This window comes from Streptacidiphilus neutrinimicus (assembly GCF_000787815.1).
GTDB lineage: Bacteria > Actinomycetota > Actinomycetes > Streptomycetales > Streptomycetaceae > Streptacidiphilus > Streptacidiphilus neutrinimicus.
Map to the genome: position 1 here is coordinate 14,751 of NZ_BBPO01000030.1, position 14,843 is coordinate 29,593.

Consider the following 14,843-nt stretch of genomic DNA (forward strand, 5'->3'; position numbering starts at 1 on the left):
CTCTCCGCGTCTTCGAGTCACACCGCACTCTGGGGGAACCCGCATGAACATCACGGTCTTCTGCTCCGCCAACGCCCTGGAGGAGCGCTACACCGCGCCCGCGCGCGCGTTCGCCCGCGCGTTGGGCGAGCGCGGTCACACGCTCGTCTGGGGCGGCTCGTTCGCCGGCCTGATGGGCATCGTCGCCGACGAGGCGAAGGACGCGGGCGCGAAGCTGGTCGGCATCTCCGTCGAGATGCTGGCGCACAAGGCGTACTCCGGTGCCGACGAGCTGGTCACCACCGCGAACCTGGCGGAGCGCAAGGCGCAGCTGCTGCAGCGCGCCGACGCGCTGGTCGTGCTGGTCGGCGGCCTCGGCACGCTCGACGAGGTGACCGAGGTGCTGGAGCTCAAGAAGCACGGCCTGCACGACAAGCCGGTGGTGTTGCTCGACACCGAGGGCTTCTACGACGGCATGCGCACCCAGCTGCGGCGGATGGACCAGGAGGGCTTCCTGCCCCGCCCGCTGGACGAGCTGGTGCGCTTCGCCCCCGACGGAGAGACCGCCCTGCGCTACGCCGAGGAGGCCGCGGAGGGGGCGGCGGACGACGCCTGTGACGGGTCGCCCGTCGCATCCGTCTGAGCCGGGAGCTCCGGTCGTGCGGTCGTCGGCGCGTCCGCGCGACGTAGCAGTCGGCCCAGTCCGGCGCGGGTGGCCACCACGACGACCCGGTCCTCCGCCCCCAGCCGGTGGGCGGCCTCCGGGCTCCAGTCGAAGTGCTGTCCGCGCCCGGCGGGGCGCAGCGCGACGACCCGCCAGTCGCCGGGCTCGAACGCCTCGGTGACGGTCCGTTCGGCCAGCGCGTCGCCCTCGGCCACGGTCACCTCGGCGAGCAGCAGGATCTCCCGGCGCGCGGGGATCGCGGCCAGCACCCTGCGGCCCATCATCGCCGCGGCGAACGCGGGCGCGGCCAGGTAGGAGACGCTGCGGCTGCGGGTGCGCGACTGGGGATGCGCCTCGCGCAGCGCCTTGTAGACGGTCCGGGCGAAGCCCTCGTCGAAGAGCCGCAGCACGACCGGCACGTCCGGGCGGTGCTCCCGGGCGAAGAGGACCGCCTGCAGGTTGGCGCTGTCGTTGTTGGTCAGCGCCATCACCGCCGAGGCCCGGTCGCCGCGCGCGGCCTGCCACACCGAGTCGCTGGTGAACTCGCCGAGGACGACCGGCACACCGCGCGCCCGCACGGCAGCGAGGTTGCGGGCGCCCGGATTGCGCTCGACGACGACCACCTGCCGTCGCATGTCCACCAGCCGGGAGACGACCGCCGTGCCCGCGCTGCCGATCCCGATCAGCAGGATGTGGTTGTTCAGGGTCCGCCGCACGCGCCGGGTGCCGTCGGCCGGTCGGACCGCGCCGACGCTGTCCAGCACGATGGCGGCGACCAGGCCGAGGATCAGCATCCCGGTGAACATGGTGACGATCTGCAGCACCTGACGGGCCACCGGCTGGCCGAAGGCCGGGTTGCCCGCCGAGGAGAGGTCCAGCAGCACCAGGTAGAGCGACCGCCCCAGGTCGGTGCCGGTCAACTGCCAGGTCAGCACGGTCAGCAGGGCCACCACCGCAGACAGCGCGGCCGCGGCCACCTGCAGCTTGCGCGAGACGAAGGCGCGCATGACCGCCATCATCCGCGACCACGCGGGCGGCCCCTTCGGGGTCGTCGTCTCCTGGTGGTGGCGCAGCCGGACGACGGTGACCTGCTCGTCCGACGGAGGCCGCCAGGTCTCCGGGTCGGGCAGCAGCACGCCCTCGGCCTCGGTCAGCACCGCTATGGGGATGTCCGGGCCCGGCGGCAGCTTCTGCGCACCGGCGGGGAGGTCCCTGGAGACGACGGTGCAGGTGCCGTTGCTGACCGCGATCACCTGCTCCTGGTGCGGCAGGGCGGAGGAGACCAGTGCCGGCGCGGCCGTCTCCGAGGCGGAGGACACGGTGGTGGGCGCGTCCGGGCGGTCCAGCAGCCGTCGCAGCCGTTTGCCGAGCGCGCCGCTGTGGACCCGCAGCGCCAGCCGCACCTGCGGGTTGATGCTGCGCGCGGTCAGCGCGGCGGCGGTGACGGCCTGGTCGTCGTCGAGCACGATCGCGAGCGCGTCGGCGTCGGCGACGCCCGCCTGGCGCAGCGTCGCCTCGTCGGGCCGGCGTCCGGCGATCACGCTGATCGGGCCCGACTCCTGGTGCAGTTCCAGCAGTTGCGGCCCGTGTTCCTGCTTCGGTTCGGGCACGACGACGACCACGCGCTCCTGGTAGAGCCCCGCCAGGTCCCCGGCGAGGCGTTGGGTCAGCGCGTCGTTGCCCACCACGACCATGTGTCCGCGGACCTCCTCGCCCCGCGTCGCGTCGTCCGTCCCGGTCTCGTGTCGCCGCGTCTCGTCCGGCACCGTCTCCGCCCCTCGCCCGCACCAGCCCTGATGATCACCATGGTGGCGCACGGAGCGGGGCCCGGGGCGTGGAACGATGAACCCATGGGAACCCATGTGATCACCGGAGCCGGCTCCGGCATCGGCGCGGCCGTCGCCGCGAAGCTCGACGAGCGAGGCGAGGAGCTGTGGCTGCTCGCCCGGGACGCGCGCCGCGCGGCGGAGCTGCGCGACCGCTTCCCCGGCGCGCGCACGCTGGTCGGGGACCTGGCCCAGCCGGAGCGGCTGAGCTGGGCGCTCAGCCACCAGCCGCAGCCGGACCGGATCGACTCGCTGCTGCACGTCGCCGGAGTCGTCGAGCTCGGTGCGCTCGGCGACATGACGCCGAAGGTCTGGCAGGAGACCCTGGCCGTCAACCTGCTCGCCCCCGCCGAGCTGACCCGCCTCTTCCTGCCCACGCTCCGGGTCTCCAAGGGCCACGTCGTCTTCGTCAACTCCGGTGCGGGCCTGCGGGCCAACGCCGAGTGGGGCGTCTACGCGGCGTCGAAGTTCGGCCTCAAGGCGCTCGCGGACACGCTGCGGGAGGAGGAGCACGGCAGCGGCGTGCGCGTCACCACCGTCTACCCCGGCCGCACCGCCACCCCGATGCAGGCCAAGGTGCACGCGCAGGAGGGCCGGGAGTACGACGAGGAGGCGTGGATCGCGCCCGAGTCGGTGGCCAAGGCCGTGCTGACCGCGATCGACCTGCCGCGGGACGCGGAGATCACCGACGTGACAGTGCGGCCGGGCCGGTGAGCACGTTCCCCACGCTGACCGGCCCGGCCGCGACGGGTGTCGGCTCCATGCCCGGCACGGACGCCCGCGAGGCGGCCAAGACCGTCACCGGCTCGCTGGAGGCGCTCCCGCACCTCCCCGAGCTGCCCGCGCGCGGCCCCGGCGCGGACATGATCGGCCGCACTCTGGGCCTGCTGGTCGAGCTCTACGCCCGCGTCGAGCCCTCCGGCTGGCGCTTCGGCGACCACCCCGGGCGCGACACCCGCCGCGCCCACTCCTGGCTCGGCGAGGATCTCGACGCGCTGGAGGAGTTCACCCAGGACTACACCGGCCCGCTCAAGATCCAGGCCGTCGGCCCGTGGACGCTGTCCGCGTCGGTGGAGCTCCCGCGCGGCGAGAAGGCCCTCGCCGACCCGGGCGCGGTCCGCGACGTCTCCGCCTCCCTGACGGAGGGCCTGCGGCTCCACCTGGCCGAGGTGCGTCGCCGCATCCCGGGCGCCGAGCTGCTGCTCCAGCTCGACGAGCCGTCCCTCCCGGCGGTCCTCGCCGGCCAGGTGAAGACGGCCAGTGGCTGGCAACGGCTGCGCGCGGTGGACCGCGGCGTGGGCGAGGAGATCCTGCGCGGCGTGATCGACGGCGTCGACGTGCCGGTGATCGTCCACAGCTGCGCCCCCTCCGTCCCGATCCCGCTGCTGCGCCGCGCGGGCGCCTCGGCGGTGTCGCTGGACGCATCCCTGCTGACGGAGCGTGACGACGACGCGATCGGCGAGGGGGCCGAGAGCGGCACCGTCTTCCTGCTCGGTGTCGTGCCCGCCACGGACCGGAAATTGTCAGACCCGGCCGGTAGGGTCAGCGGTGTGAGGACGTTGTGGCGGCGTCTGGGCCTGGCCCCCGCGCTGCTGCCGCGCTCCGTCGTGGTCACCCCCACCTGCGGCCTGGCGGGGGCGTCCCCGGCCTACGCGCGCACGGCGCTGTCACACAGCGTCATCGCGGCGCAGAGCCTGGCCGACAATCCCGAATAGGTGCAAAGGGGGTAGTTGCAGTGGCGTTGGACGACCGCGTCCGGCACGCGCAGCTCGCGCAGGAGATCGAGGACCATCGGTTCGCCTACTACGTGAAGAGCGCGCCCACCGTCAGCGACTCCGAGTTCGACCGGCTCATGCACGAGCTGGAGGCGATCGAGGAGCGCCACCCCGAGCTGCGCACCCCCGACTCGCCGACCCAGAAGGTCGGCGGCACGTACTCGACGGAGTTCACCGAGGTCGAGCACTTGGAGCGGCTGCTCAGCCTGGACAACGCCTTCACCGACCAGGAGCTCGACACCTGGGCCGACCGGGTGGAGAAGGAGCTGGCCGGGCAGAGGTTCCACTACCTGTGCGAGCTGAAGATCGACGGCCTGGCGGTCAATCTCACCTACGAGAACGGCCGCCTGGTCCGCGCCGCCACCCGTGGCGACGGCCGGACGGGTGAGGACATCACCGCCAACATCCGCACGATCCAGGAGATCCCCCACACCCTCCGCGGGGACCAGGGGCATCACGTCCCGGAGCTCGTCGAGATCCGCGGCGAGGTCTACTTCCCGATCGAGGCCTTCGAGGAGCTCAACGCGGCGCGCGTCGCGGCCGGCGAGGCCCCCTACGCCAACCCGCGCAACTCCGCCTCGGGCTCGCTGCGCCAGAAGGACCCGGCCGTCACCGCGCGGCGCCCGCTCCACATGATCGTCCACGGCATCGGGGCGCGACGCGGCTTCGACATCGACTGCCAATCCCACGCCTACGAGCTGCTGCACGCCTGGGGCCTGCCGACGGCCAAGCACAACGAGGTCGTCGACTCCCTCGCCGGAGTGAAGGCCTTCATCGCGCGTTACGGGGAGCAGCGCCACAGCGTCGAGCACGAGATCGACGGCGTGGTCGTCAAGGTCGACGAGATCCCCCTGCAGGGCCGCCTCGGCTCCACCTCCCGGGCCCCGCGCTGGGCCATCGCCTGGAAGTACCCGCCGGAGGAGGTCAACACCAAGCTGCTCGACATCCGCGTCAACGTCGGCCGGACCGGCCGGTGCACGCCGTACGCGGTGATGGAGCCGGTCCATGTCGCGGGCTCGGTGGTCGAGTACGCCACCCTCCACAACCAGGACGTGGTCAAGGCCAAGGGCGTCCTCATCGGCGACACCGTGGTGCTGCGCAAGGCGGGCGAGATCATCCCCGAGGTGCTGGGCCCGGTGGTCGATCTCCGCGACGGCTCCGAGCGCGAGTTCGTGATGCCGAGCGTCTGCCCCGAGTGCGGCAGCGAGCTCCGGCCGATGTCCGAGGGCGACATCGACCTGCGCTGCCCCAACGCCCGCTCCTGCCCGGCGCAGTTGCGCGAACGCATCTTCTACCTGGCGGGCCGCAGGTCCCTCGACGTCGAGGCGCTCGGCTACGTCGCCGCGACGGCGCTGACCCAGCCGCTGGAGCCGGCCGAGCCGCCGATCCTCAACGAGGGCGATCTCTTCGACCTCACCATCGAGAAGCTGTTGCCGATCAAGGTCGTCGTCCGCGACCAGGACACCGGCCTGCCCAAGCGCGACGAGAAGACGGGCGAGCAGAAGGTCGTCTCCTTCTTCGCCAACCTCAAGGGCGAGCCGAAGAAGACGGCCACCGCCCTCCTGGACAACCTCGAGGCGGCCAAGCAGCGCCCGCTCTCCCGGATCCTGACGGGCCTCTCGATCCGCCATGTCGGGCCGGTGGCGGCGGTCGCGCTCGCGCGCGAGTTCCGCGATCTCGACCGCATCGCAGGCGCGAGCGAGGAGGAGTTGGCAGCGGTCGAGGGCGTCGGCCCGGGCATCGCCAAAGCCGTCGTCGACTGGTTCGCCGAGGACTGGCACCGGGAGATCATCGAGAAGTGGCGTGCCGCAGGCGTGCGGTTCGTCGACGAGGTGTCCGAGGAGGACTCCGGGCCGCGGCCGCTGGAGGGGCTCACGGTCGTGGTGACGGGCACCCTCGCCGAGCACACGCGGGACGGCGCGAAGGACGCGCTGCAGGCGCGCGGCGCGAAGGTGACGGGTTCGGTCTCGAAGAAGACCGACTTCGTCGTCGTCGGCGACAACCCGGGCTCCAAGTACGACAAGGCGGTCCAGCTGAAGCTGGCCATCCTCGACGACGCCGGCTTCGCCGTCCTGCTGGAGCAGGGCCCCGAGGCGGCCCGCGCCGCCGCGCTGCCGGTCGAGGGGTAGCGGAGCGTTCGGGCGGCACGGTCACGACACAGGGTGACCCTGTGTCAGGTGACGCGGGGTCGCCCGACGGGTGCGGTCCGTGGCGGTCTGTCACGTTTCTTTGCTCACGCTGATGTCGGTCATATGGGGACAATCGGCTCATTCGTTCCTCGGATGAGGACACCACTCGGTCACAGCCTGGTGGATTGCCACTCTCCGCAGGGGCAGTCGGCCTAGGCTGGAAGCAGCCCGATCCTGTCGGTCCGTACGTCCTGTGCGGCTCATCCGGCGAGCGGGGAAGCAAGAGGAAAACCGATGGAGCGCACGCCTCGGTCAGTGCTGGGTCCTGACCGTGCCGGGTTTGCCGTCAGGACGGCGGTCTTCCTCGGCGTGGGTTTCGCCGGGGCGGCGCCCCTGGTGCCGCTCGCCGACGTGGTGGCGCGACACGAGCCCTTGCTGCTCCCGCTGTTCGGCGTGCCCATCGCCGTGCTGTTCGCCGCGTGGTGGTTCGGGCGGCAGCGGGTGCGCGAGGGGGTGACCGACCAGCTCACCGGCCTGCCGAACCGGGCCGCGCTCCACCTCGCCGCCGTACAGGCGGCTACCGAGCGAGCCCGCCACGCGCTCGTCCTGATCGACCTCGATCGCTTCCGTTCTCTCAACGACACGCTCGGACATCTCGCCGGCGACCGGCTGCTGGTCCAGGTCGCCCAGCGGTTGCAGTCCCTCGCCCTCGACACCGGCGCGCTGGTGGCGCGACTCGGCGGGGACGAGTTCGCCGTGCTGGTGCCCGAGCCGCCGGAGGAGACCGCCGCGCTGCTCGGGCTCGCCCGCGCCTTCGCCGCGGAGGTCGCCGCGCCGATCCAGTTCGGCGGCCTGCAGCTGATCCTGGAGTCCAGTACGGGCATCGCGGTCCTGCCCGACCACGCGGCCGACGCCGAGGCGCTGCTGCGCCGCGCCGACATCGCGATGGCCCACGCGCAGCGCAGCCGCGCCGGAGTGACGCTCTATCAGCCGGGCCAGGAGGAGGACACGCCCCTGCGGCTCGGGCTCCTGGGCGAGCTGCGTCGCGCGCTGGACCTGGGCGAGGTGCAGGTGCACTACCAGCCCAAGGTCGCCTTCGACGGCAGCGTCGTGGGTCTCGAGGCGTTGGTGCGCTGGTCGCGGGCCGGGCGCGGGCCGGTGAGCCCGGAGGAGTTCGTCGGGCTCGCCGAATCCAGCGGCCTGATGCCGCAACTGACGGACTACGTGCTGGAGGCCGCGGTCTCCCAGCTGGCGCACTGGCGCGCGGAGGGCATCGAGGTGCCCGTCGCGGTCAACATCTCGCCGCGGGACGTCATGCGTCCCGGCTTCGCCGCCGGCGTCGCCGGGCGGCTGGAGCGGCACGGCGTTCCGGCCGGGGCGCTGCAGCTGGAGATCACCGAGCGGCTGCTGCTGGAGGACGGCCAGCGGGCCGCCGAGACGCTGGAGGAGCTGCGCGGCCACGGCGTGGGGATGTCCCTGGACGACTTCGGCACGGGCTACTCCTCGCTGGTCCGGCTGCGCCGGCTCCCGGTCGGTGAGCTGAAGATCGACCGCTCCTTCGTCAGCCGCATGGTCGCCGACGACCACGACGCGGCCGTGGTGCGCTGCAGCGTCCAGCTCGCGCACTCGCTCGGGCTGACCGTCGTCGCCGAGGGCGTCGAGGACGACGAGACCTGGAAGCGCCTTCAGGGCATGGGCTGCGACGCGGTCCAGGGCTGGCTGGTCTCCAAGGCCATGCCCGCCGACCAGGCCACCGCCTGGCTGCGCGGCCGCGTCACCGCCCCGCACCAGCGCTGACCGGGCGGGATCCGGCCACCGCTCGGCTAAACATTGCGGCCGGAAATTGACCTGAATCCGTGGCTGAAAATTGCGTGACCTGGATCACTTAACCGTTGACCGTGTACATGCTAGATTCGGCCGCGCCCCGGGAATTCCCGGGCCCCGTAATGGCGGATTCGGATCTGGGAGGCTCCCATGGCTGACACCATCGAGCAGTCGAACGAGTACATGGCGCCGGCTCTTGTCGAGGTCGGTGAGTTCAATGAGGACACCCTCGGCGGCTGGGGCACCGTTCCGGACTGGTTCTTCAACATGAACTGGTAATTCGTCGAGGTGATCCGCGCCGCGGGCCGGGCCCTTTCGGGTCCGGTCCGCAGTCGATCCGGAAACGGTGGTCGCAGCAGCACATGAGATCCGGGTTCGTGGTCCTGCCGGACCGGCCGCCCGCCGAGCGGCTCTTCGCACGCCTCCCGCTCGACGGCGCCCGCGTGATCCCGCACGCCTCCGGGCGGCCGTGGATCGTCGGTCGCTGGCCGGTGGACGCGGTGACGGTCGCCGAGGCCGGCCCCGTGCGGCTCGCGGTCATCGGCGACGCGCCCGCCAGCCGCGCGCGGCTGGCTCAGGCCGCCGGGCGGATCAACGGACCGGCCGACGCCTCCCGCGTCCTTGGCGAGCTGCGCGGCAGCTGTCACCTGGGCGTTTCCCTGCCCGACTGGTCCCGCTTCCAGGGCAGCGCGTCGGGCCTGCGGCGGCTCTTCCACGCCCGGACCGACTCCGTCGCCCTCGCCGCCGACCGCGCCGACCTGCTCGCCGCGCTCACGGGCGCGGACCTGGACGTGGAGGCACTCGCGTTGCGCGCCGTCTGCGGACTGCAGTTGCCCTACCCTGCCAACGCCGGCAGCCTCTGGTCGGGCGTCTCGGCGCTCGCGCCGGACGACGCGCTCCAGTGGGACGCGGACGCCCTCCAGGAGGTCCGCTGGTGGCGGCCGCCCGCCCCGGAGCTCTCCTTTTCCGACGGTGTCGCGGCGGTGCGCGAGGCACTGCTCACGGCCACCCACGGAAAACGCCCGGAAAGGGGCAGGCTCAGCGCTGACCTTTCTGGCGGGCTCGATTCCAGCTCCGTCTGCTTTCTCGCGGCCAGGGAAGAACCGGAAATCCTCACGTTCCGCTGGGGCGAGGCCGAGGCGGGGAACGACGACGCGGTTTTCGCGGAATCGGCCATGAAAGAACTCGCCCGAGCCGAACACCTCGTCGTGCCGCAGCATGAACTCCCCGACATGTTCGCGGAAGCAGAAAGTCCGGTGAGCGGGGAAATGCCGAGCCCGCTGACCCGGGCCACCGCGCGGATCCGGCGCAGCGTGGAACTGCTGGCCGAACACCGCTCCGTCCGGCACCTGTCCGGCCACGGCGGCGACGAGCTGTTCACGCCCATGCCCGGCTACCTGCACCCGCTGCTGCGCCGTCGCCCGGTCACCGCACTGCGCCACGTGCGCGCACACGCCGCCCTGCGCCGCTGGCCCCTGAGGGAGACCCTAGCCGACCTCCTGCGCCCGAGCTCCTTCGCCGGCTGGTGGGCCGCCGAGGCCGAGGCGCTGACCGAGCCGCGTCCCCCGCTGCGCCGCGCCGCCCTCGGCTGGGGCCTCGGCCCGATCCGCGCCCCCGGCTGGATCACCCCCGCCGGCGCCGAGCTCGCCCGCGCCGCGCTGCGGCGCACCGCCGAGACGGCCGCGCCGCTCGCCCCGAACCTGGGCACGCACCAGACGCTTGTGGTGGTCCGCTCCAACACCAGCACCTACCGCCTGCTCGGCGACCTCTACGCGGAGGGCGGCATCGCGCTCGACGCGCCCTTCCTCGACGACCGGGTCCTCGACGCCGTCCTGCGGGTGCGCCCCGAGGCGCACGCCGGACCATGGCGCTTCAAGCCGCTGCTGGCGGAGGCGATGCAGGGCATCGTCCCCGAGCCCGTCCGCACCCGCGCCACCAAGGGCGAGTTCGGCGAGGACGTCCGCCGCGGCCTGCGGACCCATCTGCCCGCGCTGCTCGACCTCCTGGGCCCCGACTCCCGGCTGGCCGCGCTCGGGCTGCTCGACCCCGCCGCCCTGCGGGTCCGCCTGACCGGCCCGCAGGCCGACAACAGCGCCGTCCAGGCGCTGGAGAGCCTCGTCGGCTGCGAGACCTGGCTCCGCGCCCCCCGCCCCACGCCTAAGGACTGACCATGCGGCTTCACCCCGACGTCTCGATGACCGACACCGACGACGGCACCGTCCTGCTCCACGGCCGCACCGGCCGCTACTTCCAGCTCAACCTCACCGGCCGCGAGGTCCTGAACGGCCTCCTCCGCGGCCAGGCCCCCGCCGAGGTCGCGCACGGGCTCGCCGTCGCGCACGGCATCGGCGCGGACCGCGCGACGGACGACGTCAAGGCGGTCCTGGCCCAGCTGGCGTCGGCGGACCTGGTGCTGCCGTGAGCGTGCAGATGTCCCTCGACACCAGGGTGAGGCTGGCGCTGTGGCGCCGCCCGCTGCCGCTGCTCGCGGTGGGCGCTGCCCGTCTTCTGGCGCGGGTCAAGCCCGCGCGGCTGCGGCGGATCCTGGAGTTCGCGCGACGCGGCGCGGCGGCGGCGACCGCGGAGCAGGCCGCGGTCGCACGTGAGCAGGTGGTGGCGGTGAGCATGCGCTGCGCGGGCAACAACTGTTTGCAACGCTCGATCGCCGCCGCGCTGCTCTGTCGTTTGCGGGGGAGCTGGCCGACGTGGTGCACGGGGGTGCGGACGCACCCGTTCGCGGCGCACGCCTGGATCCAGGTGGACGGCGAGCCCATCGGCGAACCCCACCCGGCGGGCTTCTTCCGCCCGTTGCTCAGCGTGGGAGCTTCTTGAGGGGGACTGCCTCTCAGACTGCCTCTCAGGGAGAACTGCGCGACAAGCCACCCACAGGTTGAGTCCCCGAAAGCGCAGGGCCACCGCACGCCGGTGGTTCCTCGCGCCCACGCGGCGGAGCCGCATGTCGGGTACGGCCGCGCGCTCCTGGGGGGCGCAGCCGCAGATAGTGCAAGCAGCGCAGTGCCCACCTCCGTAGGATGGGGACACCTCCGTGTCAATAGACTCGGCCGGGTCCGTTTCCTTCACCCACCAGAGGATCGCTGCATGCCTGGCATTACGCGCGAGGAGGTCGCCCACCTCGCCCGGCTGTCGCGGCTGGAGCTCAAGAGCGAAGAGCTTGACCACTTCGCCGAGCAGCTGAACGACATCGTGGACGCGGTCGCCCGCGTCGGCGAGATCGCCGCCGAAGACGTCCCGCCGACCTCGCACCCGCTGCCGCTGACCAACGTCATGCGCGCCGACGAGGTCCGTCCCTCGCTCCGTCCGGACGAGGTGCTGGCCGCCGCGCCCGCCGCGGAAGAGCAGCGCTTCCGTGTCCCCCAGATCCTCGGGGAGGACTGAGAAACGTGACCGACCTGATCCGCAGCACCGCGGCCGAGACCGCCAAGGCCATCGCCGCAGGCGAGGTCTCCGCCGTCGAGGTCGCCCAGGCGCACCTGGACCGCATCGACGCCGTGGACGAGAAGGTGCACGCCTTCCTCCACGTCGACACCGAGGGCGCGCTCGAGGCCGCCCGCGCCGTGGACGCCAAGCGCGCCGCCGGTGAGGAGCTCGGCCCGCTGGCCGGCGTGCCGCTGGCGCTGAAGGACGTCTTCACCACCAAGGGCATCCCCACCACCGCCGGCTCCAGGATGCTGGAGGGCTGGCGTCCGCCGTACGACGCGACGCTGACCCGCCGCCTCAAGGAGGCAGGCGTGGTGATCCTCGGCAAGACCAACATGGACGAGTTCGCCATGGGGTCCTCCACCGAGAACTCCGCGTACGGCCCGACCGGCAACCCGTGGGACCTCTCCCGGATCCCGGGCGGCTCGGGCGGTGGCTCCGCCGCCGCGCTCGCCGCGTACGAGGCGCCGCTGGCGATCGGCACCGACACCGGCGGCTCGATCCGTCAGCCGGGCGCCGTCACCGGCACCGTCGGCGTCAAGCCGACCTACGGCAGCGTCTCCCGCTACGGCCTGATCGCCTTCTCCTCCTCCCTCGATCAGGGCGGTCCCTGCGCCCGTACGGTCCTGGACGCGGCGCTGCTGCACGAGGCCATCGCCGGACACGACCCGATGGACTCGACCTCCATCGACGCCCCCGTCCCGGCGGTCGTGGCCGCCGCGCGGCAGGCGGACGTCAAGGGCATGCGCGTCGGCGTCGTCAAGGAGTTCGGCGGCGAGGGCTACCAGGCCGGCGTGATGCAGCGCTTCCATGAGTCGGTGGAGCTGCTGCGCAGCCTCGGCGCGGAGATCGTCGAGATCTCCTGCCCCTCGTTCACCTACGCGCTCCCGGCGTACTACCTGATCGCGCCGTCCGAGTGCTCCTCCAACCTGGCCCGCTTCGACGCCATGCGCTACGGCCTGCGCGTCGGCGACAACGGCGAGCGCTCGGCCGAGGAGGTCACCGCGCTGACCCGCGAGGCCGGCTTCGGCCCCGAGGTCAAGCGCCGCATCATGCTCGGCACCTACGCGCTGAGCTCGGGCTACTACGACGCCTACTACGGCTCGGCGCAGAAGGTCCGGACGCTGATCACCCGCGACTTCGACCGCGCCTTCGGCGACGTCGACGTGCTGATCTCGCCGACCACGCCGACCACCGCGTTCCCGATCGGCGAGCGCGCCGACGACCCGATGGCGATGTACCTGGCGGACCTCTGCACCATTCCGTCGAACCTGGCCGGAAACGCGGCCATGTCGGTGCCCTGCGGCCTCGCCCCGGAGGACAATCTCCCGGTCGGCCTGCAGATCATCGCGCCCGCGCTGGCCGACGACCGGCTGTACCGCGTGGGTGCGGCGGTCGAGGCGGCTCTCAACGACAAGTGGGGACACCCCCTGCTGGAGGAGGCACCGGCACTATGAGCAAGCTGGAAAGCGCGAAGGCCCCGGCAACGATCAAGGGCTGGAAGCACAGCAAGCCGGGCCTGATCCTGGGCATCGGCGGCAGCGCCTTCGGGGCCTTCGGCATCGTCAAGGACCTGCGCCGGGCCCGTGACGAGCACGACAACCTCAAGCTCATCAACGCCGCCGTCGGTGCGCTCGCCCTGGTCACCAGCACGCTCCTGCTCGTTCGCGAGCTGCGTCAGCTGGCCAAGGACGACATCCTCGCCGACTGACCTCAGACCGCAAGCCACACCCTGAAAGGACGCCTTAGTGAGCGTCATTGACCTGGTCCCGTACGAGGAGGCTCTGGCCTCGTACGACCCGGTGATGGGCCTTGAGGTCCACGTCGAGCTGGGAACCAAGACCAAGATGTTCTGCGGCTGTTCGACCGCGCTGGGCGCGGACCCGAACAGCCAGGTCTGCCCGACCTGCCTGGGTCTGCCGGGCTCGCTGCCGGTCGTCAACGCGACCGGCGTGGAGTCCGCGATCCGCATCGGTCTCGCGCTGAACTGCGAGATCGCCGAGTGGTGCCGCTTCGCCCGGAAGAACTACTTCTATCCGGACATGCCGAAGAACTTCCAGACCTCGCAGTACGACGAGCCGATCGCCTTCAACGGCTACCTGGACGTCGAGCTGGAGGACGGCGAGGTCTTCCGGGTGCACATCGAGCGCGCCCACATGGAGGAGGACACCGGCAAGTCCAGCCACATCGGCGGCGCCACCGGCCGTATCCACGGCGCGGAGTACTCGCTGCTGGACTACAACCGGGCCGGCATCCCGCTGATCGAGATCGTCACCAAGCCGATCGAGGGCGCCGGCGACCGCGCGCCCGAGGTGGCCCGTGCGTACGTCGCGGAGCTGCGCGAGCTCATCCGTGCCCTCGGCGTGTCCGAGGCCCGCATGGAGATGGGCCAGATGCGCTGCGACGTCAACCTGTCGCTGATGCCCAAGGGCGCGACGAAGTTCGGCACCCGCAGCGAGACGAAGAACGTCAACTCGCTGCGCAGCGTCGAGCGCGCGGCCCGGTTCGAGATCCAGCGGCACGCCGCGGTCCTGAACGCGGGCGGCACGATCGTCCAGGAGACGCGCCACTTCCACGAGGACAACGGCACCACCACCTCGGGCCGGATCAAGGAGGAGGCGGAGGACTACCGCTACTTCCCCGAGCCCGACCTGGTCCCGGTCGCGCCCTCGCGTGAGTGGGTCGAGCAGCTCCGCGCCGAGCTGCCGGAGCTGCCGCGGGTGCGCCGCCAGCGCCTGCAGCAGGAGTGGGGTATCTCGGCCGCCGAGATGCAGTCGGCGCTCAACGCCGGCGCCATCGACCTGATCCTGGCCACGGTCGACGCCGGGGCCCCGGCCGACCAGGCCCGCAAGTGGTGGCTGGGCGAGCTGGCCCGTCGTTCCAACGAGGACGGCGTCGAGCTGGCCGCGCTGCCGATCACTCCGGCCCAGGTGGCCAGGGTCTCCGCGCTGGTGGCCGAGGGCAAGCTGAACGACAAGCTCGCCCGCCAGGTCATCGAGGGCGTGCTGGCCGGCGAGGGCGAGCCGGACGAGGTCGTCGCCAAGCGGGGCCTGGCCGTCGTCTCCGACGACTCCGCGCTCGGCGACGCGATCGACGCCGCGCTCGCGGCCCAGCCGGACGTGGCCGACAAGATCCGCTCGGGCAAGTTCGCCGCGGCGGGCGCGCTCGTCGGAGCGGTCATGAAGGCGACGCGCGGCCAGGCCGACGC

14 protein-coding genes are annotated in these 14,843 nt (G+C 72.4%); 13 read left to right on the top strand and 1 reads right to left on the bottom strand.

The window, feature by feature from the left end:
• Positions 1–43 precede the first annotated feature (43 nt).
• A complete protein-coding gene (locus TR48_RS19930; RefSeq protein WP_042369271.1) occupies positions 44–622 on the top strand; it encodes an LOG family protein in 579 nt (192 codons plus the stop codon).
• Here the strand turns inward: TR48_RS19930 and TR48_RS19935 are convergent.
• Complete coding sequence (locus TR48_RS19935) at positions 553–2,409, bottom strand: NAD-binding protein (RefSeq protein ID WP_052442803.1); 1,857 nt, start codon at positions 2,407–2,409, stop codon at positions 553–555. The two genes, TR48_RS19930 and TR48_RS19935, sit on opposite strands and share 70 nt — an antisense overlap.
• 84 nt (positions 2,410–2,493) lie before the next feature.
• Between TR48_RS19935 and TR48_RS19940 the strand changes: the two genes are divergently transcribed.
• From TR48_RS19940 to gatB, 12 genes are all read left to right on the top strand, one after another.
• Positions 2,494–3,183, top strand: a complete 690-nt coding sequence (locus TR48_RS19940; RefSeq protein ID WP_042369273.1) for an SDR family oxidoreductase — start codon at positions 2,494–2,496, stop codon at positions 3,181–3,183.
• Positions 3,180–4,184: a methionine synthase gene (locus TR48_RS19945; RefSeq protein WP_268873586.1), complete on the top strand. Its 1,005-nt coding sequence runs from the start codon at positions 3,180–3,182 to the stop codon at positions 4,182–4,184. The genes TR48_RS19940 and TR48_RS19945 overlap by 4 nt, the downstream gene beginning before the upstream one ends.
• On the top strand, positions 4,181–6,373 hold the full coding sequence (gene ligA, locus TR48_RS19950) for an NAD-dependent DNA ligase LigA (protein WP_042369331.1): 2,193 nt from the start codon (positions 4,181–4,183) through the stop codon (positions 6,371–6,373). The genes TR48_RS19945 and ligA overlap by 4 nt, the downstream gene beginning before the upstream one ends.
• 294 nt (positions 6,374–6,667) lie before the next feature.
• Positions 6,668–8,170, top strand: a complete 1,503-nt coding sequence (locus TR48_RS19955) for a putative bifunctional diguanylate cyclase/phosphodiesterase (RefSeq protein ID WP_084729572.1) — start codon at positions 6,668–6,670, stop codon at positions 8,168–8,170.
• A gap of 177 nt (positions 8,171–8,347) precedes the next feature.
• Positions 8,348–8,476, top strand: coding sequence for a keywimysin-related RiPP (locus tag TR48_RS42060; RefSeq protein WP_152628057.1), 129 nt, complete (start codon positions 8,348–8,350; stop codon positions 8,474–8,476).
• Between the two features lie 83 nt (positions 8,477–8,559).
• Positions 8,560–10,365 carry an asparagine synthase-related protein gene (locus TR48_RS19960; RefSeq protein WP_042369275.1) on the top strand — a complete coding sequence of 602 codons (1,806 nt, stop codon included), beginning with the start codon at positions 8,560–8,562 and terminating at the stop codon, positions 10,363–10,365.
• Between the two features lie 2 nt (positions 10,366–10,367).
• Positions 10,368–10,619: a lasso peptide biosynthesis PqqD family chaperone gene (locus TR48_RS19965; RefSeq protein WP_042369276.1), complete on the top strand. Its 252-nt coding sequence runs from the start codon at positions 10,368–10,370 to the stop codon at positions 10,617–10,619.
• Between the two features lie 8 nt (positions 10,620–10,627).
• Positions 10,628–11,029 (top strand): lasso peptide biosynthesis B2 protein, encoded by a 402-nt coding sequence (locus tag TR48_RS19970; protein ID WP_174501725.1) that lies wholly within the window; start codon positions 10,628–10,630, stop codon positions 11,027–11,029.
• A 267-nt stretch (positions 11,030–11,296) separates the two neighbouring features.
• A complete protein-coding gene (gene gatC, locus TR48_RS19975) occupies positions 11,297–11,593 on the top strand; it encodes an Asp-tRNA(Asn)/Glu-tRNA(Gln) amidotransferase subunit GatC (RefSeq protein WP_042369280.1) in 297 nt (98 codons plus the stop codon).
• 5 nt (positions 11,594–11,598) lie between these two features.
• On the top strand, positions 11,599–13,092 hold the full coding sequence (gene gatA, locus TR48_RS19980) for an Asp-tRNA(Asn)/Glu-tRNA(Gln) amidotransferase subunit GatA (RefSeq protein WP_439654482.1): 1,494 nt from the start codon (positions 11,599–11,601) through the stop codon (positions 13,090–13,092).
• Positions 13,089–13,346 (top strand): hypothetical protein, encoded by a 258-nt coding sequence (locus TR48_RS19985; RefSeq protein WP_042369284.1) that lies wholly within the window; start codon positions 13,089–13,091, stop codon positions 13,344–13,346. The genes gatA and TR48_RS19985 overlap by 4 nt, the downstream gene beginning before the upstream one ends.
• A gap of 94 nt (positions 13,347–13,440) precedes the next feature.
• A partial coding sequence (gatB, locus tag TR48_RS19990; RefSeq protein ID WP_439654484.1) for an Asp-tRNA(Asn)/Glu-tRNA(Gln) amidotransferase subunit GatB occupies positions 13,441–14,843 on the top strand: 1,403 nt, incomplete at its 3' end.

What these genes read in the sequence shown, in the direction of transcription:
- TR48_RS19930 (WP_042369271.1), top strand. Translation starts at nt 44, where the DNA reads ATGAACATCACGGTCTTCTGCTCCGCCAACGCCCTGGAGGAGCGCTAC.
- TR48_RS19940 (WP_042369273.1), top strand. Translation starts at nt 2,494, where the DNA reads ATGGGAACCCATGTGATCACCGGAGCCGGCTCCGGCATCGGCGCGGCC.
- TR48_RS19955 (WP_084729572.1), top strand. Translation starts at nt 6,668, where the DNA reads ATGGAGCGCACGCCTCGGTCAGTGCTGGGTCCTGACCGTGCCGGGTTT.
- TR48_RS42060 (WP_152628057.1), top strand. Translation starts at nt 8,348, where the DNA reads ATGGCTGACACCATCGAGCAGTCGAACGAGTACATGGCGCCGGCTCTT.
- TR48_RS19960 (WP_042369275.1), top strand. Translation starts at nt 8,560, where the DNA reads ATGAGATCCGGGTTCGTGGTCCTGCCGGACCGGCCGCCCGCCGAGCGG.
- TR48_RS19965 (WP_042369276.1), top strand. Translation starts at nt 10,368, where the DNA reads ATGCGGCTTCACCCCGACGTCTCGATGACCGACACCGACGACGGCACC.
- TR48_RS19970 (WP_174501725.1), top strand. Translation starts at nt 10,628, where the DNA reads ATGTCCCTCGACACCAGGGTGAGGCTGGCGCTGTGGCGCCGCCCGCTG.
- gatC (WP_042369280.1), top strand. Translation starts at nt 11,297, where the DNA reads ATGCCTGGCATTACGCGCGAGGAGGTCGCCCACCTCGCCCGGCTGTCG.
- TR48_RS19985 (WP_042369284.1), top strand. Translation starts at nt 13,089, where the DNA reads ATGAGCAAGCTGGAAAGCGCGAAGGCCCCGGCAACGATCAAGGGCTGG.